This window comes from Methanobrevibacter gottschalkii DSM 11977 (assembly GCF_003814835.1).
GTDB classification, from domain to species: Archaea; Methanobacteriota; Methanobacteria; order Methanobacteriales; family Methanobacteriaceae; genus Methanocatella; species Methanocatella gottschalkii.
Genome location: NZ_RKRG01000004.1, coordinates 16,379 through 38,423 on the forward strand (window position 1 = coordinate 16,379; position 22,045 = coordinate 38,423).

Here is a 22,045-nt window from a genome sequence, read left to right on the forward strand (position 1 = left end):
TTTTTAAAAAGGGCAAATCATATTTATCAAATTTTAAAAGAATAATCTTAATTTAAAGGTAATCTATAAATTAGATACTTTACACAAAAAATTTTAAATCAAATTTAATGCCAAAATCAAATATTATTCTTCAATTTAATACAAAGAAATATCCTTTTTTAAATCCGTACAAAATTTAACTGAAAATAAAAGATAATCTCTTTAAATCCTCAAAAAATCTATTAAATAGCAATTTATTTAAATTTTTTGTTATAAATGATTTAAAATTAATATAATCAAAAAATATTAGATTTAAAAAGAAATATTTTAAAGTTATCTTAACAAAATATTTTATGGATAAAGTTGATAAATAACTATTAGTTAACATAGGGATTGGAATAATGAAAAAACAAATAGCGATAATATTAATGATTCTGTTAATAGCTGCACCAATTGTGCAAGGAGTGTGTGCATCAAAAACTGCATTCATTACATCAGATAATTTAATAGATGAAAAAACTGATACAAATATGCTAAATTCAATTAAGAATTATGTTGAAGAGATAAGTAACGGTGAAATTCAAGTAATCGTCGATAACGAAGCTCCAGGACCTGGAGAAGGTTGGCGATCAATAAGTGTAACAAGTGATGTGAGTATTGACATAGCAGCATCAGATGCTGGAAACTACATACAACTTGCATCTGCAGCAACTGCTGGAAACAAACAAATTATCTTTATAAACACTGGTGATTTTGACTTAGATAACCATTCTAATTTTTTGAGAAGAGCATGGGATGACAATTATTCAAATGAATCACTTGCAGGAGTGCGTGACCCCGGAACACTTCTTAACAATGCAGGAATACAATATATCCAACTTGCTAAAGACTATCCGGACAATATTGATAATAATGGTCTTTTAGATAAATATGATGATAAAATGAACCATGAAATAGCTGAGAAAATAGTCAATATTGTTAATAACTATGACAACAGTTCAACAAAAGAATTAAGTGATAATTTAATAGTAAAAAATAAAATATCCCCAAAAGGAATGGCTGATGCAAGTAAAATGCTTGTTGAAAGTGGAGATAAAGAAATGAATGGACCATATGGTTCCTATTCAACACCACAATTACTTTATCAGACCAGTACTTATCTCAATGGTGATGGAATTGACATTCCTAAAGACTATAAAAAACCAGACAACCCATTAGGAATTTCATTTTTAACCAAAGACACTTACAGTGTTTATGATTATTTCAAAATGGCAGGAATAGTTAAAAATTATATGGATGCGAATGGAAAAGCACCAGATTCGATTGAATATGAAGGAGCCCATATAAGCTATTATGATTTAACATATAATTTTGCTAAAATAGTTCAAAATCATACTGATGCAAATCATATGGGCTTTGAAAGTGAGTATCACTTTGATAAAGTAAACGATTCAATATTATTACATATATTACCATTTGTATTAATATTTGTTGTGTTATTCCTAGCATATATGCTTATGAAAAGAATTAAAAGATTTAAAAGAAAATAGAGGAATTATTATGAAAAGATATATATCAGAATTAATAGGAACAATGGTTCTTGTATTATTCGGTTGTGGAAGTGCTGCTATTGCAGGTTCCATGTTAGGTACAGTTGGTATTGCATTAGCATTTGGTTTATCAATTGTTGCTATGGCCTACGTTATTGGAGACATCTCAGGATGTCACATCAACCCTGCTGTTTCAATTGGTATGTGGATTGATGGAAGATTAGAAACAAAAGATTTAGTTATGTACATCGTATTCCAATGTATTGGTGCAATTATTGGAATTGGTCTTTTAGCTATTATTATTAACTCTGCACCAGTTCTTGGAGGTTATGAAGCCACAGGACTTGGTCAAAATGGATTTGGATCTGCATCCAGTGTAGGTTTAAATGTTTTTGGAGCAATAATTGTTGAGATAATTCTGACCTTTGTATTTGTATTTACAGTTCTTGGAGTTACTAAAAAAGCAGAAAATGGTGCGGTTGCAGGCATAGTTATTGGTTTAACTCTTGCATTTGTACATATTATGGGAATTCCATTGACTGGAACTTCTGTTAACCCAGCACGTAGTATAGCACCTGCACTATTCCTCGGTGGACAAGCACTCGAACAAGTTTGGGTATTTATTTTAGCACCGATTATTGGTGCAATTATTGCAGGTACCTTATTTAAAGGATTAACCTCAGAGGATGAATAATTCCTCTTATTTTTTCTTTTTTTAAATTTTAATACTTCCAATATAAGTATGACCTTCAATACTATCAAAATTAGCTTTAATTTCAAATTCAAATCTTTTTTCATTAGACACATACATATGGGCTAAAGCAATTCCCATATCAATTGGATTCCATTTTTTAAGAACTTGACGTTTCAATATATTCTGTTTTACCTGATAAACATCAAAACCCTCATTTGTATGTTTAAAATACCATGGCTGTGAGTTAATAGCTGATGGAGCAAGCTGTGCAGGAATTAGTTTTTCATCTTCATAATCACAGATTTTAGATAATTCTTTTCTTCTGAATTTAGATAAATCCCTTGTCATCTCATCAGACTTACCAAAAGCTATTGCAATTACAAAATCAGAAGATTTATTCTTTGGAACATCCATTCCAACCCAACAAGTTCCAATACTTATGCTTTGAAGATATAGGCAAAGTTGTTGGAAAATAAAACCTATATTTGTTAAATAATTTTCTTTTTTCTCGGAGTAAATAGCTAAATAGTAAGGAGCAGACCAACGGTTACGAACATTAACTTCCTCATGGGTTAGAATTTCATAATTATAATTAATTTCGCTATTTAATAGCTTAACCGATTCCATAAAATCATGAATCAAATCCATGTCAATAGCATCATCCATATATTTACGGCAAGATTTTCTAATGTAAATTTGTTCTTGAAAATTCATTATCAACAAATCTTTAAATTATCATTATTAAAATTTATGAAACTAAAATCCGCTATCCCATCACATCATTTACTGATCTGAGTACATCCGCCAATCACATCTGAAATCTTAGCAGACATTTAAACCTGCCCAATATGCAAAACTTTCATTCGAGTATTCCAATACATTACAGTTATACATGATTTGAAAAATTTAATGAATATCATTTATCATTTCAATAACTGCAAGAAGATAGTCTTATTCTAATCAAGTCAATATTTATTAAAATTTAAATAATATCTAAAAGATACCATATAGATAAGGTGAATATATGAAAATTGTAATCGCAATTGGAGGATCAATTTTACTTAAAGAATATGATTGTAAAAAATTTCAGGAATATAGTGCTATTTTAAAAGATTTATCTACTGAACATGAATTATTCGTTGTAGTAGGTGGTGGAAAACCTGCTAGAGAATATATTAATGTAGTTCGTGATTTAGGTGCCGGTGAAGCACAATGTGATGACATTGGAATTGAAGTAACAAGAATCAATGCTAAATTAATGCTTTCAGCCCTTGGTGATGCGGCATATCAAAGAGTACCTCACAATTTCCAAGAAGCTTTAGAATTCTCAGCTACTGGAAAAATAATAGTAATGGGAGGAACTGAACCTGCACACAGTACTGATGCAGTATCTGCAATTTTAGCAGAATACATTCAAGCAGATAAACTCATCAACTTAACTTCTGTTGATGGAATGTATACAAAAGATCCCAATAAATTTGATGATGCAGAGCTTGTTTCTGAAATTACCGCAACTGAATTGCTTAACTTTTTAAGTGATAAAGATGTTAAAGCTGGAACTTATGAATTCTTCGACACTACTGCTGTTCAGATGATTAAAAGATCTGATTTGGAAACTGTTATTACAAACGGTTTTAAACCAGAAAACTTAATTAAAGCAGTCAACGGAGAAACTGTAGGAACAAAAATTATTAACGAATAGGTGATTTAGTGGATAATCTTGTTGATATTGGCCTGAATTTAATGCATTCTTCATTTAAAAAAGACAGAGTTGAACTTATTGAGGAAGCAAAAAAAGTAGGTGTTAACCAATTCATTATCACAGGAACTAATGTTCATTCAAGCCAGATGGCAGCTGAATATGCTTCAAAATACCCCGGAACTTTGTTTTCAACTTCAGGTGTCCATCCACATGATGCTAAAACATGCAATGGACACACAATGTTCGAACTTGAAAAAATAGCTAAAAATGATTGTGTTGTGGCTATTGGAGAATGCGGTCTTGATTATAACAGAAACTTCTCCCCACAAGATTTGCAAAGAAAATGGTTTGAAGCTCAAATTGAAGTGGCTGAAAGGATAAATATGCCATTATTCTTACATGAAAGAGAAGCACATGAAGATTTATACAACATATTAAAAAGACATGATAATGTTATTGAAAAATCAGTAGTGCATTGTTTTACTGGAACAAAACAAGAAGCACAAAATTATATTGATTTAGGTTGTTTTATTGGTGTTACCGGATGGATTTGCGATATGAAAAGAGGAAGAAATCTTCAAGAAGCAGTAAGTGCAATTCCTCCTGAAAAATTAATGATTGAAACAGATGCACCCTTTTTAATACCAAAAAATTTCGAATTTAAACCTAAAAAAAATAGAAATGAACCAAAATATTTACCTCATATCCTCGAAACAATTGCACTTTGCATGGGAATAGATGCTGAAGAGCTTGGAGAGCAAGTTAGCAGAAATACTAAAGAATTTTTTAAAATATAAGGAGATGAAAAAATGGCAGTAGAACCTCACAAACATTGTCCGATATGTGGAACTCCAATTCCATTAAATGAACTTGTATGCTCACCAGATTGTCAAAAAGTCTGGGATGCAAGATTAGCACAGACTAAAAGAACTAGAATTATATTGTACATAATAATTGCAATATTCTTAATAATATGGGCAATTATGACCTTTATGAAATAGGGATATAAATGATTTTAACCTCTTCAAATACACTCGTTAATAAACAAATAGTTGAATATAAAGGATTAGTTACTGGTGAATCACTCATCGGATCAAATATCTATAAAGACTTATTCTCGGGTGTTCGTGATGTTGTAGGTGGAAGAACATCCAAATATGAAGAAGAATTAAAAAAAGCAAGAGATATTGCTTTTAAAAGTATGGAAGAGAAAGCTGAAAATTTAGGTGCAAATGCTATAATTGGACTTAAAATATCTTACGATAATCTCGGCGGCACTATGGGAAATACAATTCTTGTAACTGCTTATGGTACTGCTGTGAAATGTGAATAACATGAAATTTAAAGTACCGGAAAAACCTGAAAATTTACAAGAAAGACTCATATGCATAATTTTCGGCACTTTTGTTGGAACTGCAGTCTATGTATTATTCTTATACTTGAATATAGCAATTTTAGGCTGGAATTTAGGATTGATTTTTGCACCATTGCTTGCAGGATATGCTGAAACAATGCTTGCAGAAAGAATGCTGAGTAGTGATACCGGTGCTATAAGCGCATTTATTCTTTTTGCAGGTACAACATTTTATAGTTTTATTCTAGTAAATCCTACACTTGGTGCAAATTTTATCACATTCGGAGCAACCGCAGTAATCTTACAGGCAGCATTCCCTACATTAATCAATTACATATTACTTGTTATTATAATTGGAGCTATCTTTTACATTTTAAGATTTGTTAAAAAAACACTTACAAGAATTTATCTTAAAATAAAACATATAATATACAAATACATTCTTAAAAAGCCATTTGAAGTCAAACCTAAAGCTATTGAATATTATGATGAACTCAGAAATAATCAAGAAATTAATAGCCTTGGAGTTATTTTTATGACCAGTACTGATGTTCCCGATAAACATGTTATTAATTTAGGTCAGTTTCAGTCTACAGTGATTTTAGAAAAAGAACCTGACCTATTGGATTTAAATCCCAAAGAAAGGGAAAATCACACATTGACAATATTAAAATCAGGAAAAGACAAATGTTTAATTGGTTTAACTGATAAAATAAAAGCTGCTGGTGGTAATGGCATTATTGATTTAGATATTCAATACATTAAAATTGGATTTGGTGGTGAAAGTTACCAGATAAGTGCAATGGGAATGGGAGTATATATAAATTAAAGGTGAAAAATATGGATAAAAAAATGATTGTATCAATAATTGGATATATTGTAGCATTGTTAATCCCTATTGTTGGATTAGTATATGGAGCAATATTGTTTTTCTTTAAAAAAGAAGAACCAACATATCGAAAACATGGCAGATTGATTATTTATTTCTCAATCGTGATTTTTGTTGCAACTTTAATAGCCAAATTATTAATAGGCGGATTCTAGCAAAAAATAGTTAGTTGAATGAAATAAATTTCAAGTTATTTCATTTAATCTTTTTTTAAACTCATCATTTTCCTTACAGTTACTAATAGCTTTTTTTAAAATCTCTTTTTCAGAATCAATGTCTCCTTGCTTTTGATAAATATTGGCTATTGCCTCATAAGCTTTTATAGAATCTGGTAGAATAAAAATAATCTGTTTGTATAACTCAACAGCTTCACCAAGTTGGCCATTTTTTTCCAAGTACTGAGCTTCATTCATAAGATAAGATATATTCTTAAATTTACTTTCACCTTTAGGCTTTGTTTTCCCTTTTACATTCCTTAACTTATCAAAAATATCTTCTGCATCATTAACATCAAAATTTTCTCCAATTTTTCTATTTTCCTTCATCAAACCACCTTAAGGTAATACTCCTAACATTTTCAATGCCATGTACAAAATTACTATTGAGAATATTATTTTTAACTTCTTTTGAGGAACCCTATGTGCCATTTTTGCACCAAATGACGCCATAGGTACAGAAAAACATGCAATTAAAACTAAGTTAATGATATTTACATAACCTATTGAATATGGAAATGTGCTTACTCCCCAACCAGTAATCATGTAAGATAAAAATCCCCCGATTGCTGTTAGACTAATAAATATTGAAGAGGTTCCAATTGCTTCAATCATTGAAAATCCAAGAAGTGCTGTTAAAATAGCTATTAAAAATATTCCTCCACCGACTCCTAAAAGTCCAGATGAAAATCCAACAAGCAAACCAATGAGTCCAATACTTGTCCAATTAAATGGAATTCTAGCTTTTTCTCTTTCTTTATTAATATTAACAATATTGTTAAAAGCTATGAATAATAATAAAAGACCAAATATAATTTCTAATGTTCTTGAAGGAAGTGCTGATGCAACGAAACCCCCTACAAAACCACCAATTACTCCAAAAATACCTAAACGAATTCCTGGTTTTAAAATATTATCCATTGATTTTGTGTGTCTATAAGCACCACTAAGTGATGTTGGAATAATGATTGCAAGGCTTGTTCCAAAAGATATTAGTATAGCAAGATCTGGTGCAACACCAATATACTTTAATAAGAAAAATTGAAGAGGAGTTATTAAAAATCCTCCACCAACACCTAGAAGTCCTGATGCGAAACCTGCAAATATACCAATTAAAATCAAACCTACAAAATATTCGATTGTAAACATAACATCACTTATTTAAAGTATTAAATATTAAATTATTGTTAATGAAAGTTAATAAAACTATCTTAGTTGGATTTTTATTCTTATTGATTGGAGCATTCATATTTGTATCTGACCTCTTAAATCCCCTTATAAGACCGGTAACTCATTTATTTTTAATGGGATCATCGAAAGGAAAAGACATTATATTTTTTGGTCTTTTAGGATTGCTTCTAATTTTATCACAAGTAATACCCAGAAAAATCGATGCTACCCGATATTTGAAAATATCAATTGTTATCGGATTTGTTTTACTTGTATTTGGAAATCTTCTGGAAGTTGTATTTAGACTACAAATGGGAATCAAACTTAACACTGTGTTTTGTTCTATGTCCAGCACGATGAGTTCTACAAGTATTTTACATACTCATTTGTTAAAGTCCATTTTAGGTGAAGTTTTAACTAAAATAATTGGACCATTCATTCAAAGCAACATCAATACAGGTGTTGGACTATATGCATATGTCCCAGATATTAGTTTTTTAGTGGTTTTAATCATTCCAATTTTATTTATCACACTTATTTTAGCAAATCAAAAAAGACCATGGTTTACAAACTTTTTAATTGCTTTTTTTTCAAGTTGTCTTCTTATCGGATCATTTGATGGAGGTCTTTGGGCCACACCCTCCCTTGTAGGTCTTTTAGGATTATGGATTGTTTATAGAAATGGATATTACTTAAACTTACATTTAGGAAAAATCATAAAAGATAAAAAATTATTAAAGGCTAATGAAAATATCCAACCATCATATAGAAATATTGGTTTAAGTGAAGCAAAATATTTATTCAATAGATTTTTACCAATCCTAATAATTCTTATTGTTATAGCTTTAAGATTTACTGTAGCTTTTGCTGGTGCAGAACCCGATTATTATACAGTAGAAATAGTCAACATGACAGATAATGTTGATTTTGGAGACATTCCAATAGAAAAAATAAGCAATGAAACATATCATGTAGATTCCAATTATAATGAAATGGAATTAATTAATGATTTAAAAGTACCATTAAATAATTCCTGCAAGTACTACACAGTTTCTTGGAATGCATATTCCTATTTATAGATTTTTAATATTTCATCCACATCTAACTTTTCTGCCCTAAAATCATTGAGTTTACTGTCAGATGCATAGCCTAATGCAATTCCTGCAATGATACTCTCATCATCAGAAATCTGCATATTTTCACGTAAAATTTCCGGATATTTAACAAGTTCATAAGCTGGAATTGAATCAATGTCTTTTTCACTTGCAGCAAGCATTAAACTCATTGAAAAAGCACCTAAATCATAAACCGACCACATTGGAGATGTCTTTGGCATTGTAATATATGCAACGCAGGTGCATTGAAAAGTATTGGTTGAGCAGCCCTAAACTCCTTTTGGATTTCAGGATTTTCACCGATAGTTTCTACAAGATTTGCCATGTTTTTTAAAGCACGCATTCCAAAATCTTCTCTGTGACCAGTTGGCAGATCAGAATCACCAGGTATTTCATCAGCATTTTTACTAATCCAAGCTTCACGGATTTTATCTAAAGACTTTCCAGTTGCAATATGAACATTCCAGGGTTGTGTATTACCCCATGATGGTGACATACTAGCAGTCTTTACAATTTCACATAAATCTTCATCTGGAATTGAATCTTCTTTAAAATCCCGAGCAGAATATCTCTTTTCCATTAAATCTTTAAAACTCATGATTATAGTATGATAATATAAGATATAAATATAACTAAAAAAATAGAACATGGAATAATTAAATTATCCCTAAAGTAAACTGAATTGAAATACTTACAATAATAATAGCAATCCAACAGGTAGCTCCAAGAATTATTGGTTTTGTTCCGGATTTAACTAATTTTACAATATCAGTATGTAATCCAATAGCAGCCATAGCCAATATGATAAAGAATTTACTTAATTCTTTAAATGGTAAAAATACATTTGCATCCACACCTAAGCTTACTGCAAGAGTCGTGATAACGGAAGCAATTACAAAATATAAAATAAACATTGGAAATGCTTTTTTAAGTGAAAATTCCCCACCAACATACTCTGATTTTTTTGAAGTGAAAACTGATAATGCTAAAGTGATTGGAATAATTGCTAATGTACGTGTTAATTTAACAGTACTTGCTTTATCAAGAGTTTGACTTCCAAGTCCCCACATATTATCCCAGGTAGCAGCGGCTGCAGTTACAGATGAAGTGTCATTAATTGCAGTTCCTGCAAATAGACCAAATGGTCCCCCATCAACTGTTGAAAAACCAATTATTTTTCCTAAAAATGGGAAAATAATTGCAGCAAGAACATTGAAGAAGAATATTACAGAAATTGACTGTGCAACTTGTTCTTCATCTGCATTAATTACAGGTGCTGTTGCAGCAATAGCTGAACCCCCGCAAATCGATGAACCAACACCGATTAGTATTGCTGATTTTTCCTCGATATTTAGAATTTTTTGCATAATAAATGCAACAATTAAAGCGACGGAAATTGTTGCAATAATAATTGGAAGAGATTGAATTCCAGTTTTTAAAATTATATTCAAGTTTAATCCAAATCCTAAAAGAACAACTGCTGTTTGTAAGACATATTTAGATGTAAAACTTATTCCTTCATCAAAACTTTCTTTTTCATGCCATGCAAAAGCAATCAACATTCCTAAGATAATCGCAATAATTGGACCGCCAATAACTGGAAATAAATTCCCCAAAATTAAGGATGGAATAGCGATGATTAAACAAACTATTACACCATAAGAATATTTAAAAATTGAATTTAACATATAATCACCAATTAAAATTACTTTTATATAAACAATCGTATAAAAAAGTTTACTTTTTAGATAAAATTTTATATACCCAAATTCAATTAAAGTCTATGAAAAAAATCTATTTTATTTTACCCATCCTAGCCGGAATAATGTTTGGATCCGGTGGAGTATTTGTTCGAACATTAATGGTAAATGGAATTGATTCAACAACGCTTCTTTTTTTAAGGTTTTCAATAGCAATAATCCCCATAATGATAGCAATTTTAGTAACTGATAAAAGTTTGTTAAAAATAGATTTAATAGACATTTCATTATTTTTAGTTTGTGGAATATGTATTGTAGGACTTAATTTGTGCTACAACGAATCAATGGGAAATATTCCCCTTTCATTAGCTGCAGTTTTATTATCACTTGCACCAATTTATGTCATTATAATTGCTTATTTTACATTTAAAGAAAAAATTACAAGAAAAAAAATAATTTGTATGGCATTAGCCATATTTGGTTGTATTCTAATGACTGGTGTTTTGGAAACTAGTTTAAGCAACATTCCATTTTACGGAATCACTGCAGGTATTGGTGCGGGATTATTCTGGGCGATTTATTTAATGGCTTCTAAAAAATCAATTGAAAATGGAAAACACACATTTACAATACTTATTTATTCAATTACAATTATTTCAATGGGATTGCTTCCATTTACAAACTTTGGACAAATCACAAATTTCATTTCAATTAATCCCATTTTAGTTATAATATTCTTAATAATGCACTCAACATTTTCATTTGCCCTTCCATATATTTTCTCAACTGTGAGTTTAGAGCATATAGATTCAGGAATAGCTTCAATATTATTATCTGGAGCAGAACCGTTTGCAGCACTTATATTTGGATTAATATTCTACTCAGAAATTCCAACATTTCTGATGTTTTGCGGATTTATATTGACTATCATTGCAATGATGGCGTTAAGTAGAAAAGAAGAAATCAAATAAAAAAACATGCCAAAACTGATAAATATTAATAATGACTTCAACCGGCGAGTTTAAAATAAGATAAAACAAAAAAAGAAAACATACCCATGACAACATTAAATAAACAGCAAATATACTTTTGTCAATACTCATACATACGAACCATAGATGGTTTAAATTAAAAAAGTAAAAAAAATCTCTTTTAGAAATCCTTTAAACCTTCAGAAAAATAACATAATGAGTTAATACTTAAAGGCTAAAAAATCCATTTTTAAAAAAACTTATTAATTTAGAAAATAAACCTTAACATATGATTTTAAGCATTATTATACCTACCTACAATGAAGAAAAATACCTCCCAATTCTCCTAGAGAGCATTAAAAAACAAAGCTTTGAGGATTATGAAATTATAGTAGCTGATGCAAATTCAACTGACAATACCCGAAACATAGCACAAGAATATGGTTGTATAATAGTAGATGGAGGCTTACCTGCAATAGGTAGAAATAATGGTGCTAATGTTGCAAAAGGAGATATTTTACTTTTTCTTGACTCAGATTTAAAATTAACAGATGAGTATCTAAGAGATGTTGTATATGAATTTAAAATGGAGAGACTTGGAATAGCAATTACCCGCATGGAACCACTTTCAAACAAAGTTGAAGATAAACTATTCCATGATTTTGCAAATTTCTTCATGGTTAGTGTTGAAAACATTAAACCTCATGGTGCAGGATGCTATGGAATAATCTCCAAAAGAAAATTGCACGAAGAGTGTAATGGATTTGATGAATCCCTAACTTTTGGAGAAGATACTGATTATATTGAACGATTAGCAAAAAAAGAACGTTTTAGAGTATTAAGAAAAGCTAAAATTGGTGTTTCAACAAGGCGACTTGAAGAAGAAGGAATTACAACATTAATCAGACAGTACGGTAAAAGCACTGTAAATGACTTTTTAGGAAAAAGAACTGATGCTAATGAGTTAAATTATAAATTTGACCATGGACATGATAGAATTGCTGAATCAAAAATGTCAGGAATTGAAAAAAGTGCAGAAAAAATTAACGTAATTAAAGAGACTTATGATGAATCAAAAGAAAAAGTCAACAAAGCAAGATCCCTTCTAAACACTAAAACTGAAAGAGATAAAAAAATAGTCTTTTACTGTGTTTGTGGCGAAGGAATGGGTCATGCAATAAGAACTGGAGTAATCGTTGATAAAATTAAAGATGAATATGATGTTTACTTATTTTCAAGTGACAGAGCTTACGAATATTTAAAATCCAAATTCAATAATGTTTATAAAATTGGAGGATTTAACACAGTATACATTAACAATAAAGTAAATAATTTAAAAACCCTTTCAAATGCTCTGAAAAGAAATCCCGGCAATATAAAAACAGGATATGAAACTTTATATAAAAAAGCAAGAGAACTTAGACCAGATGTTATTGTAACAGATTTTGAAATTTATGCAACAATGGTTTCTAAACTTCTAAATATTCCATTAATTAGTTTAGATAACATCCATATGATTACTCAAACTAAAATCGATTATCCAAAAGACAAATATGTTGAAATGGTTAAAGCAAAAGGAGTAATTAAAACATATGTTGTTAAACCAAAAGTACATATCCTTACAAGCTTTTTTTATCCTAAATTAAAACCTAAAAAGAATGCTATAATCTACCCTCCAATTATACGTGAAGATATTTTAAATTTAAAGCCTAGTAAAGGTGACCATGTAATTGTTTATCAAACAAGTAAAGAAAGTGGAAAACTTGTTCGTAAGTTAAAATCTCTTAATAATGAAAAGTTCATTGTTTATGGATTTAATAAAAATGAAATAGATGGCAATTTAACTTATAAAGAGTTTAATGAAGATGTTTTCTACGATGATTTGGCATCATCTAAAGCGGTTATTTGTAATGGAGGATTTACATTCATATCAGAAGCAATACATCTTAAAAAACCAATTTATTCTGTTCCCGCTATTGGAAACTTCGAACAAACATTAAATGGATATTATGTTCAAAAATTAGGTTACGGAGAATACCATGAAGTTATGAATGCTTCTAAAGTTAAAAAATTCTTATCAAGACTTTCAAAATATCAAAAAAGACTTGATAAAGTTAAAAAAACAAACAATGATGGAATTGTGCGTGAATTAAAATATAGAATTGAAAAATATTCAAAACAGTAACTTGCCATCAGACAAGGATTAAAATAACAATTTACAGTGTTATATATCCAAACAGTCAAAATCAAATATGAATTTTAAATTAAATGAAATTTGAATAATACTATTCCCAATCTTAAAAAAATAGATATATTATAATAAATATAACTAAATTATAAAAGTTATTTTGGAGAGGAATTTTGTTGAGCAAAAAATTAATACTGATTACAGTACTATTAGGTTTATTGGCAATTTCAACTGTAAGTGCTGCTGACAATACTGAAAGTGACATTATTGGAGCCGATGGGTTAAACAGCACAAGCAATATACCAATGGATGCTCCAAGAACATTTACTCAGTTAAATGAAGCAATAACTCCATACACCAGTATTGATTTAGAGCATGATTATAGATATGATAATGAGACAGATTCCGAATTTGCTAATGGAGTTCCCATTACCAAGAATATAACTATTGATGGTAAAGGTCATACACTTGATGGAAATTATCTTGCCCGTATTTTTATTATAAAAGAAGATTGTACGGCAGTTTTTAAGAACATTAACTTCATTAACGGTAAGGCAAGCACCAATGGCGGAGCAATTTATGGAGTTTGTAATGCAGAAAACTGCAATTTCCTTAATAATACTGCAGTAAAAGATGGTGGAGCAATACATCTAAGTAACGCCAATAACTGTAATTTTATTAACAATTACGTATTAAATGGTAGAGGTGGAGCAATGTATAAAGGTTATGCAACAAACTGCATATTTACTGACAACTCCGCAGTGACTGGCGGAGCACTCTTTGAAAACTCTGCAACAAAATGTAAGTTCACCAATAATTTTGCAAAAGAGAATGGTGGAGCATTATATGGAGGATTTGCTGTTCAATGTAATTTTAATAAGAATTCCGCAAAGAATAATGGTGGAGCACTTTATAAAGGTTCAGCCCACTACTGTAATTTCAGTGATAATTATGCAGTAAATCATGGCGGAGGAATGTATGGAGGTGCCGGTGAATACTGCTTCTTTAAAAACAATGCAGCAAAATCAGGACATGATGCATACAGAAGCTCCCTCAAAAAAACTAAGACAACTATTTATATAAAGCCTACAACTACTGCCCATTATGGTGATTATGTAGTTATAACCTTAAAAAATATTAAAAACAAAGTTGTGAGTGGTGTTAAGGTAAGTGTTTTTATTAATGGTAAAAAATATGCTACAAAAATTACCAACAAATATGGTCAAATTAAAATTGATACACGAAACGGTTTTGTTATTAAAAAATACACTATTAAGTCAAAGTTTGCAGAAGATTCCAATTACTACGCATCATCAAAAACAGTTAAAATTACTATTAAAAAGTCAACACCAAAAATAACTGCAAATTCAAAAACATTCAAAAAATCAACTAAAATCAAAAAATACAGCATAACCTTAAAAACCAAACAAGGAAAAATTATGAAAAATAAAAAAATTACATTAAATGTCAATCATAGATATTATTATGCAACAACCAATTATAAAGGAATTGCAACATTTAAAATTACCAAACTATTATATAAAGGTAAATTTACTGCTACAACTGGATATGCTGGTAGTAAATATTACAATGCATTAACTAAAAAATCCACCATTATTGTCCGATAGATGTTTTTCCTGCGCTTTTTCTCTTTTGAAATAATAAAACATTTGTCAAACTCAAAAATTAAATTAAAATTAAAAAAAATAGTAATTCTTATAAAAAGAAAATATAAAAAATAAAATAGGAGATATCGATACCTCCTTTTTTAAAATATCTTATAAAGATATTGAATTTGCATCAAATACATTAATTTCTAAATCACTTACAACTAAATCTGATATGTTTTCACCAAATTTTATAAAATGTTCTGTTTTCAAGTGATTTTTGAGAATTTCTACAGAATCCCATTGTTCAACAAATAATAATGTATTATCATCTGTATTAACAAATAAATTATAATCAATATTACCAGATTCTTCTTTCGATTTTTTAATCAAATCTTGAGCAAATTCAATTATTCTATTTTTACTTGTTTCATCTTTAGGAATAGCTTTAGCTTGAACAATAATCATTCTATTACCCTCTTAAAAATTTATACCAGTTATTCTACCCCATAATGAGATTTATATTTAATATTTAATCCGATTAAAAGAGGAATTATTTATTTTTCAATTATTCATTCTTTTTCAAGAACAAAACAATATTTATTTGCCATTTCTCACATCAAAACATTATAATTTTTAATCTTTTAAACTATTTTCATCACTTCTTTTTTACAAGACATTATATCTACACCTTCAATTGCTAAACATTTAACAATTCATAATCCTTGCGAATAAGTTCCTCCTATAATATCTACTTCCATATTCACCATTTAATAAAAAAAAGAAGGTAAATAATTTGATTATTTACCTTTTCAAAATATTTAATCCAAATCAAGCATTACAACAGGCTTGATTAAATCTTTTGGTTTTTCTTTCATTAAATAAAGTGCGTCTTCAATTTTATCCAAACCTTCAAATTTGTGAGTGACCAAAAGTTCTGGGTCTTGTCTACCACATAAAGCAAGATCGGCTAGTCTTTCCATTCTAACACGACCACCAGGACATAATCCATTTTTAATGTTTATGTTAGACATACCACAACCCCATTCAACACGAGGTATTAAAACATTGTCTGCTCCACTCAAATAATTTACATTAGAAACAGTTCCTCCTGCTTTTGCACTTGAAATTGCTTCTTTCCATGTGTTTTCAAGATTACCTCCGGCAATAACTACAGAATCGACTCCTGCACCATCGGTTAATTCCATTACTTGTTCATCAATTGGCCCTTCCTTATAATTAATTATATCAGTTGCACCATACTTTTTTGCTACTTTTACAGAAATTGGTCTTGTTCCTGCTGCAAATAGTCTTCCAGCACCTAATAACTTTGCACCCGCAATAGCTGAAAGTCCTACAGCTCCAATTCCTATGACAAGTACACTTCCACCTAACGGAATATCAGCATTTTCAGAACCCATCATACCAGTAGACCACATGTCCACTAACATGCATGCTCCTTCATCTGACAACCCATCTGGCATATGTGCTAAGTTTGCATCTGCTAAATTTACATGGAATCTTTCACCAAAAACACCATCTTTAAAGTTTGAGAATTTCCATCCACCTAATGGTTCCATGGTTTGTGAAGGGAAACCTCTTTGTGCAGCTTCATCATCCCAATCTGGAGTGATTGCCGGCACAATTACTTTATCACCCGGTTTAAAGTTTTGTACCAATTTACCAACTTCAACTACCTCACCTACTGCTTCATGACCTAAAATCATGTCCTTACGATCTCCAATTGCTCCTTCCCATACAGTATGAATATCTGAAGTGCATGGAGATACACATGTAGGTTTAATAATAGCATCGAGTGGCCCACATTCAGGAACTTCTTTTTCAACCCAACCAGTTTCATTTAATTTTTTCATTGCAAAACCTTTGAAAGTTGCCATAATATCACCTAATTTTATTCAACGCATATCTTTAAATAGGTTTTGTTTAATATGCCTGAATGTAAAAAAAAATATCAAACAATTACAAAAACCATTGCATTATTCAACCCATTTAAATCAACACATCGATAATACTAACTTTATTCATTATATATATATAAATATGTTTCCATATTATTTTATAAAACCTAAAAACTTAAATTATTTTTAAAAATAATAAAAATAAATATATAATGTTCAATTAAAAATATAAAAACAAGATAAAATCCAATTAATTAAATATTGTAAATATCAAATATTCCACAATAAATACAAATGATAATATTTTACTAAAAATTTGTACATAAATATTCATTAACAAAATTTCCATATAATGTTTTTAAATCCAGTATTTTATAGAATTCACTTTAAAATATTTCCATTAATCCTGTCTGCATTTAATCTTTTTAATTGAAATATTCAAAACTTCAATTGTAAAATAAAGAAAAGCTTTCATGACTAAAACTAATTTTCGTCGACAGCCAATAATATAAAAAATAACTTTTTGTTTCAAAAACATCCCCGAAATAATTAATATTATTTATTACAAAAGTCAAAAAAATTCAATTAAATTATGCAGATATAACACAATAATACCCTAAAAGTTACATTAATTTTATATAGTACCTACAAGTTATTAAACAATGATAAGGAATTTCAGGGGAAAACATTATGGATGACGAAACATTAAAAAAATTTGCATATGTAAATATCAGTTCTTACCGTGTGAAAACAATGAAAGCTCTTAAAGATGATGTAAAAACACCAACCAATATTGCAAAAGAAGCAGGAATACTTCCAAATCATATTTCAAAAGTCCTTCGTGAATTAAAAGAAAGTGGAATAGCTGAATGTATTAATGAAGAAGCAAGAAAAGGACGTTTATACAGGTTAACAGATGTTGGAGAAGAAATAGTTGATAAATTAGACTAATTACACTTATAATTTATTAAATATAATATATTTGAAGAAGAATCTTTTCAATTAGAATACATGAATCATGAAAAGAATTATACAAAATGTGAAAGCTAATTTAACCGGAAATAGTTACAAGTCTGAATTTGCCATAATTCATCCATTGTAATATTATGCCATGCTTAAAATTAACTAAAATATAAAACTAATAAAAAAAGTAAAAAAAGGTGTTTATAAAGTAACACCCATTTCTAACTGTTCTGTGAGTTCTTTATACCTGTTTCTGATAGTTACTTCAGTAACACCGGCGATTTCAGCTACATCTCTTTGGGTTTTTCTATCTCCAAGCAAAACAGATGCAATGTATAATGCTGCAGCCGCTACACCTGTCGGCCCTCTTCCTGAAGTTAATCCTTTTTCCATTGCTTTTTCAATAATTTCAATAGCTTTGGACTGTGCTTCACCAGAAAGTCCAAGTTCTGATGCGAATCTAGGAACATAATCAACTGGAGAAGTTGGTGGTAATTTAATGTTTAATTCACGAGTCAAGAATCTGTATGTACGGCCCACTTCTTTTTTAGTTACTCTGGATACTTCGGCAATTTCATCTAAAGTACGTGGAACATTACAACGTCTACATGCAGCGTATAATGATGCTGCTACTACTCCTTCAATACTTCTTCCTCTGATTAATTTGTTATCTACTGCACTTCTGTACACTACACTTGCAGCTTCCCTTACACTTCTTGGAAGCCCCAATCTTGAGGAATCACGATCAAGTTCACTTAATGCAAATGCTAAGTTTCTTTCGGTTGCTCCGGAAATTCTAATTTTCCTTTGCCATTTTCTTAATCTGTACCATTGTGCCCTGTTTCTTGCAGGAATATCACGACCATAGATGTCTTTATTTCTCCAATCAATCATGGTACTTAAACCTTTATCGTGAATGGTGTATGTAATTGGAGCACCCACTCTTGTACGTTTGTCTCTTTGTTCATGGTCAAATGCCCTCCATTCAGGACCCATATCCACAAGATTTTCATCAATAACTAATCCGCAACGAGAACATACAACTTCTGCTCTTTCATAGTCCCCTATTAATTCAGTTGATCCGCATTCAGGACATACTGTTGGTTCTTTAAGTTCTTCTTCCTGTGCTTTAGCCATTTGTGCTCTTCTTCCACGTCTTCCTCTTCTTGGAATCTCATCTATTTTTTGTTTTGTGGTTTCTTTTGGCGTGATCTCATCCTCCTTTTTCTAGTCTTTTTGGATTTTGGTTTTGATACAAATAATTTTTCACCACAGTTTCTCTCAATTTCTTCCCTATTTGCTTGTCTAAATAATCTAATTGATACATAGGGATTCGCAGTAGGTCCAAAAACATAGCCTACTTTACCAATTTTTTTCTTATTACTATCAAACACTATAGCTCCCGGTGAAGGTGTCTTGGTTGTTCGAGCAATTAATTTTCCTGAATTTGCTATATGCAAACTTTTGCCTAATAATTTCATAAAATCAAATCTGTATCAGTTATATATAATAAAGAAGTAATATATAAAGTTATCGATATATTTATATATAAACATTGAATATATTTAAATGTTTTACTATTTTTTTCCAAGACCCACAATCTGCGATAATGTATTTCCCAATGCAATTTTATCAATGATGAGGGATTCTTTAATTTTAATATCTAAAGAAGCAAACATTGTTTTTACAAACAATTCTTGAGGAATTACAACAATACCACATTCATCTCCAATTAAAAAATCTCCAGGATTAACTTTAAATCCTTCTATATCCAATGATTCGTTTAAGCTACCTAAACCTAGAGCCAACCCTGCATTAGGACAGTAATTTGATGCAAATACTGGATAATCCATATACAACAATGCATCCAAATCACGTGCTGAACCGTAAATTACGGTAGCTTTAATTCCATTATCACGAGCACAAGTTGAAGCAAGCTCACCCCAAATTGCCATCTCCTCACTGTCAACTTTAAAGAATAATATGTCTCCCTCATCAGCCTCATCAATTGCCATTGCAGAAGTTCCCCAGTCCCCACTAGTAGTTTCTGCTGTAAATATTCTGCCGAATACTCTTCGATTATTAATTGGTTTTATCTTTTGAATTACACCGGATTGTCTTGAAATCCCGTTAAATGCATCTGAAACCTGGCATGTCGATATATTTTCTAAAAGAGAATGGAGATTAATATATTCATCATAGTTATCCCCATTAAATTTTAAATCATTAATTGTAACATTATCTAAACAAATTTCACTAATATCTAATCGTTTGTTCAAATTTTTATTTTTATTTAATAAATCCTTTGGACTAATTGACATAACCTCACCAATCTTTTCACTTTAATATAATACAATTTATATATTAGTTTTACTAATAAATAATAATTGTAGTATTTTTAAGAAATACTTATAATTATTATATACTCAATCAGAGTTAATTTACATATCATTATTATTAAATTCATTATTAATTTATTCAAAAGACAGGAGAAGCAAGATTATTAAGGAAAAAACATTATTAAGAAACAATAAAAATTACCAATACAATAAAACCTTAATAGCAGGCTCACTGTAACATGTATAAACTCTTTTTTTAGTGTATGATAGGTCGTCAAGACTGATGAAATATATGATTATCGTATAATTTATGCAAATTTACCAAATAATTTTTTTTAAAATTACATAAATTATCCCGATTAATAAGCTTAGGAGGCTTAAAAATGGGAAAAGGTGAAGAATTAACTACAACAAAATATTTAATTCATGCTCAAATTACTGCTAATGGTATTGTAGAAAAACCTGATGTTGTTGGTGCTGTATTTGGGCAAACTGAAGGATTACTCAGTAATGATTTGGATTTAAGAGAATTACAAAGAACTGGGAGAATCGGAAGAATTCAAGTTAACATTCATTCCAATAGTGGAAGAGCAAAAGGAGAAATTGTAATTCCATCAAGTTTGGACAGAGTTGAAACTGCCATCCTTGCCGCATCTCTTGAAACTATTAATCGTGTAGGTCCTTGTGAAGCTGAAATTCAAACCACCAAAGTTGAAGATGTAAGGGCGGTTAAAAGAGAACAAGTTGTCAACCGTGCTAAAGAAATTTACAAAAACATGGTTGAAAGCGTTGGTCCTACCAGCATTAAAATGATTGAAGAAGTAAGAGAGGCAATGAGAGTTCATGAAATCTCCGAATATGGAGAAGATCGATTACCTGCCGGCCCTGCCATCCACTCATCTGATGCGATTATAGTAGTGGAAGGACGTAGTGATGTTTTAAACTTACTCAAATACGGTATTAAAAACACTGTCGCTGTTGAAGGTGTAAGTGTACCCCATTCCATTGGTGAGTTAAGTAAAAAAAGAACCACAACTGCATTCGTCGATGGAGATAGAGGTGGAGAACTCATCTTAAAAGAACTTTTACAAATTGGTGATGTTGACTTTATTACACGTGCTCCAAAAGGAAAAGAAGTTGAAGATTTGGAAAAAGACGAAGTTTTAGTCGCACTTAGGGACAAAGTTCCTACAGCACAATTCCTAGCTACCACCAATATCTTAAATGAAAATCCTAAAAAAGAACACATCAAAAATCGTAATAATAACAGAAACAACACTAAATACGATAAAAAACAAAAATACAATAATAACCGCCGTGAAGAACAGCATGTTGTAGATGAACCGGTTATTGAAGATGATGAAGTAAGTCTAATGAAAGACATGCTTAGAGAATTCGAAGGAACCGGTGTTGGAGCAATATTGGATGAAGCATTAAATATGACTAAAGAAGTTGAAGTGGAAAACATCTATGAAGAAATTAAAAACATAGAAGGAACTGCTGATGCTGTGATATTTGACGGAGTTATCAGCCAAAGATTAGTTGATGCAGCCTCAGAAAAAGGCATTAAAAAATTAGTAGCATTTAAATCCGTCAATATTGTTAAAAAACCGCATAATGTTAAAATTATAACTATTAATTAAACTGAGAATCAAATAATTCTCATTTATTATTTTTATTGAATTGGAGG

At 30.2% G+C, this 22,045-nt stretch carries 25 protein-coding genes; 14 read left to right on the forward strand and 11 right to left on the reverse strand.

The window, feature by feature from the left end:
• Nucleotides 1–380: 380 nt before the first annotated feature.
• Together EDC42_RS08400 and EDC42_RS08405 are read left to right on the forward strand one after the other, a co-directional pair.
• A complete protein-coding gene (locus EDC42_RS08400) occupies nt 381–1,529 on the forward strand; it encodes an adhesin (RefSeq protein WP_069574808.1) in 1,149 nt (382 codons plus the stop codon).
• Between the two features lie 10 nt (nt 1,530–1,539).
• Nucleotides 1,540–2,223, forward strand: a complete 684-nt coding sequence (locus EDC42_RS08405; protein WP_069574809.1) for an MIP family channel protein — start codon at nt 1,540–1,542, stop codon at nt 2,221–2,223.
• Nucleotides 2,224–2,244: 21 nt separating this feature from the next.
• Here the strand turns inward: EDC42_RS08405 and EDC42_RS08410 are convergent, their stop codons facing one another.
• Complete coding sequence (locus tag EDC42_RS08410; RefSeq protein ID WP_069574810.1) at nt 2,245–2,937, reverse strand: nitroreductase family protein; 693 nt, start codon at nt 2,935–2,937, stop codon at nt 2,245–2,247.
• 310 nt (nt 2,938–3,247) lie between these two features.
• On the opposite strand from EDC42_RS08410, the gene pyrH reads away from it, so the two are divergent.
• The 6 genes from pyrH to EDC42_RS08440 are packed head-to-tail and all read left to right on the forward strand — an operon-like array spanning nt 3,248 to nt 6,323.
• On the forward strand, nt 3,248–3,925 hold the full coding sequence (gene pyrH / locus EDC42_RS08415; protein WP_069574811.1) for a UMP kinase: 678 nt from the start codon (nt 3,248–3,250) through the stop codon (nt 3,923–3,925).
• 8 nt (nt 3,926–3,933) lie between these two features.
• Nucleotides 3,934–4,722, forward strand: coding sequence for a TatD family hydrolase (locus tag EDC42_RS08420; RefSeq protein WP_069574812.1), 789 nt, complete (start codon nt 3,934–3,936; stop codon nt 4,720–4,722).
• A gap of 12 nt (nt 4,723–4,734) precedes the next feature.
• On the forward strand, nt 4,735–4,926 hold the full coding sequence (locus tag EDC42_RS08425) for a DUF2116 family Zn-ribbon domain-containing protein (protein WP_069574813.1): 192 nt from the start codon (nt 4,735–4,737) through the stop codon (nt 4,924–4,926).
• A gap of 8 nt (nt 4,927–4,934) precedes the next feature.
• On the forward strand, nt 4,935–5,258 hold the full coding sequence (locus EDC42_RS08430) for a heavy metal-binding domain-containing protein (protein WP_069574814.1): 324 nt from the start codon (nt 4,935–4,937) through the stop codon (nt 5,256–5,258).
• Between the two features lies 1 nt (nt 5,259).
• Nucleotides 5,260–6,108, forward strand: coding sequence for a hypothetical protein (locus tag EDC42_RS08435; protein ID WP_069574815.1), 849 nt, complete (start codon nt 5,260–5,262; stop codon nt 6,106–6,108).
• Between the two features lie 11 nt (nt 6,109–6,119).
• Entirely contained in the window at nt 6,120–6,323 is a 204-nt protein-coding gene (locus EDC42_RS08440) for a DUF4870 domain-containing protein (protein ID WP_069574816.1), read from the forward strand.
• A 30-nt stretch (nt 6,324–6,353) separates the two neighbouring features.
• Here EDC42_RS08440 and EDC42_RS08445 read toward each other — a convergent pair whose 3' ends face one another.
• Together EDC42_RS08445 and EDC42_RS08450 are read right to left on the reverse strand one after the other, a co-directional pair.
• Nucleotides 6,354–6,713 carry a tetratricopeptide repeat protein gene (locus EDC42_RS08445; protein ID WP_069574817.1) on the reverse strand — a complete coding sequence of 120 codons (360 nt, stop codon included), beginning with the start codon at nt 6,711–6,713 and terminating at the stop codon, nt 6,354–6,356.
• Between the two features lie 9 nt (nt 6,714–6,722).
• Entirely contained in the window at nt 6,723–7,532 is an 810-nt protein-coding gene (locus tag EDC42_RS08450) for a sulfite exporter TauE/SafE family protein (RefSeq protein ID WP_069574818.1), read from the reverse strand.
• Between the two features lie 41 nt (nt 7,533–7,573).
• Here EDC42_RS08450 and EDC42_RS08455 point away from each other — a divergent pair, with 41 nt between their 5' ends.
• The gene (locus tag EDC42_RS08455) at nt 7,574–8,632 is read left to right on the forward strand and encodes a hypothetical protein (RefSeq protein ID WP_233144884.1); all 1,059 of its coding nucleotides are present in this window, start codon (nt 7,574–7,576) and stop codon (nt 8,630–8,632) included.
• Here EDC42_RS08455 and EDC42_RS09760 read toward each other — a convergent pair.
• The 3 genes from EDC42_RS09760 to EDC42_RS08470 are packed head-to-tail and all read right to left on the reverse strand — an operon-like array spanning nt 8,623 to nt 10,356.
• On the reverse strand, nt 8,623–8,838 hold the full coding sequence (locus EDC42_RS09760) for a nitroreductase family protein (RefSeq protein ID WP_342773157.1): 216 nt from the start codon (nt 8,836–8,838) through the stop codon (nt 8,623–8,625). The two genes, EDC42_RS08455 and EDC42_RS09760, sit on opposite strands and share 10 nt — an antisense overlap.
• An 11-nt stretch (nt 8,839–8,849) precedes the next feature.
• Complete coding sequence (locus EDC42_RS09765; RefSeq protein ID WP_158005587.1) at nt 8,850–9,266, reverse strand: nitroreductase family protein; 417 nt, start codon at nt 9,264–9,266, stop codon at nt 8,850–8,852.
• Nucleotides 9,267–9,324: 58 nt separating this feature from the next.
• On the reverse strand, nt 9,325–10,356 hold the full coding sequence (locus tag EDC42_RS08470) for a YeiH family protein (RefSeq protein WP_069574819.1): 1,032 nt from the start codon (nt 10,354–10,356) through the stop codon (nt 9,325–9,327).
• Between the two features lie 95 nt (nt 10,357–10,451).
• Between EDC42_RS08470 and EDC42_RS08475 the strand changes: the two genes are divergently transcribed.
• The 3 genes from EDC42_RS08475 to EDC42_RS08485 all read left to right on the forward strand — a co-directional run bounded on the left by EDC42_RS08475 (nt 10,452) and on the right by EDC42_RS08485 (nt 15,155).
• Nucleotides 10,452–11,339, forward strand: a complete 888-nt coding sequence (locus EDC42_RS08475) for a DMT family transporter (protein ID WP_069574834.1) — start codon at nt 10,452–10,454, stop codon at nt 11,337–11,339.
• A gap of 289 nt (nt 11,340–11,628) precedes the next feature.
• Nucleotides 11,629–13,524: an MJ1255/VC2487 family glycosyltransferase gene (locus tag EDC42_RS08480; RefSeq protein ID WP_069574820.1), complete on the forward strand. Its 1,896-nt coding sequence runs from the start codon at nt 11,629–11,631 to the stop codon at nt 13,522–13,524.
• Between the two features lie 179 nt (nt 13,525–13,703).
• Nucleotides 13,704–15,155: a hypothetical protein gene (locus tag EDC42_RS08485; RefSeq protein ID WP_123833454.1), complete on the forward strand. Its 1,452-nt coding sequence runs from the start codon at nt 13,704–13,706 to the stop codon at nt 15,153–15,155.
• A 150-nt stretch (nt 15,156–15,305) separates the two neighbouring features.
• Here the strand turns inward: EDC42_RS08485 and EDC42_RS08490 are convergent, their stop codons facing one another.
• On the reverse strand, nt 15,306–15,602 hold the full coding sequence (locus EDC42_RS08490; RefSeq protein ID WP_069574822.1) for a putative quinol monooxygenase: 297 nt from the start codon (nt 15,600–15,602) through the stop codon (nt 15,306–15,308).
• Nucleotides 15,603–15,955: 353 nt separating this feature from the next.
• Complete coding sequence (locus EDC42_RS08500; protein ID WP_069574823.1) at nt 15,956–17,032, reverse strand: NAD(P)-dependent alcohol dehydrogenase; 1,077 nt, start codon at nt 17,030–17,032, stop codon at nt 15,956–15,958.
• Between the two features lie 711 nt (nt 17,033–17,743).
• Between EDC42_RS08500 and EDC42_RS08505 the strand changes: the two genes are divergently transcribed.
• A complete protein-coding gene (locus EDC42_RS08505; RefSeq protein WP_069574824.1) occupies nt 17,744–18,004 on the forward strand; it encodes a winged helix-turn-helix domain-containing protein in 261 nt (86 codons plus the stop codon).
• Between the two features lie 213 nt (nt 18,005–18,217).
• On the opposite strand, the gene EDC42_RS08510 is transcribed toward EDC42_RS08505, so the two are convergent.
• The 3 genes from EDC42_RS08510 to EDC42_RS08520 all read right to left on the reverse strand — a co-directional run bounded on the left by EDC42_RS08510 (nt 18,218) and on the right by EDC42_RS08520 (nt 20,337).
• On the reverse strand, nt 18,218–19,228 hold the full coding sequence (locus tag EDC42_RS08510; protein ID WP_369815345.1) for a transcription initiation factor IIB: 1,011 nt from the start codon (nt 19,226–19,228) through the stop codon (nt 18,218–18,220).
• Nucleotides 19,195–19,497: a Gar1/Naf1 family protein gene (locus tag EDC42_RS08515; RefSeq protein WP_069574826.1), complete on the reverse strand. Its 303-nt coding sequence runs from the start codon at nt 19,495–19,497 to the stop codon at nt 19,195–19,197. Before EDC42_RS08515 ends, EDC42_RS08510 begins: the two co-directional genes overlap by 34 nt.
• A 96-nt stretch (nt 19,498–19,593) precedes the next feature.
• Nucleotides 19,594–20,337 carry an RraA family protein gene (locus tag EDC42_RS08520; RefSeq protein WP_069574827.1) on the reverse strand — a complete coding sequence of 248 codons (744 nt, stop codon included), beginning with the start codon at nt 20,335–20,337 and terminating at the stop codon, nt 19,594–19,596.
• A 401-nt stretch (nt 20,338–20,738) separates the two neighbouring features.
• On the opposite strand from EDC42_RS08520, the gene dnaG reads away from it, so the two are divergent.
• Entirely contained in the window at nt 20,739–21,998 is a 1,260-nt protein-coding gene (gene dnaG, locus EDC42_RS08525) for a DNA primase DnaG (protein WP_069574828.1), read from the forward strand.
• Nucleotides 21,999–22,045: the final 47 nt, after the last annotated feature.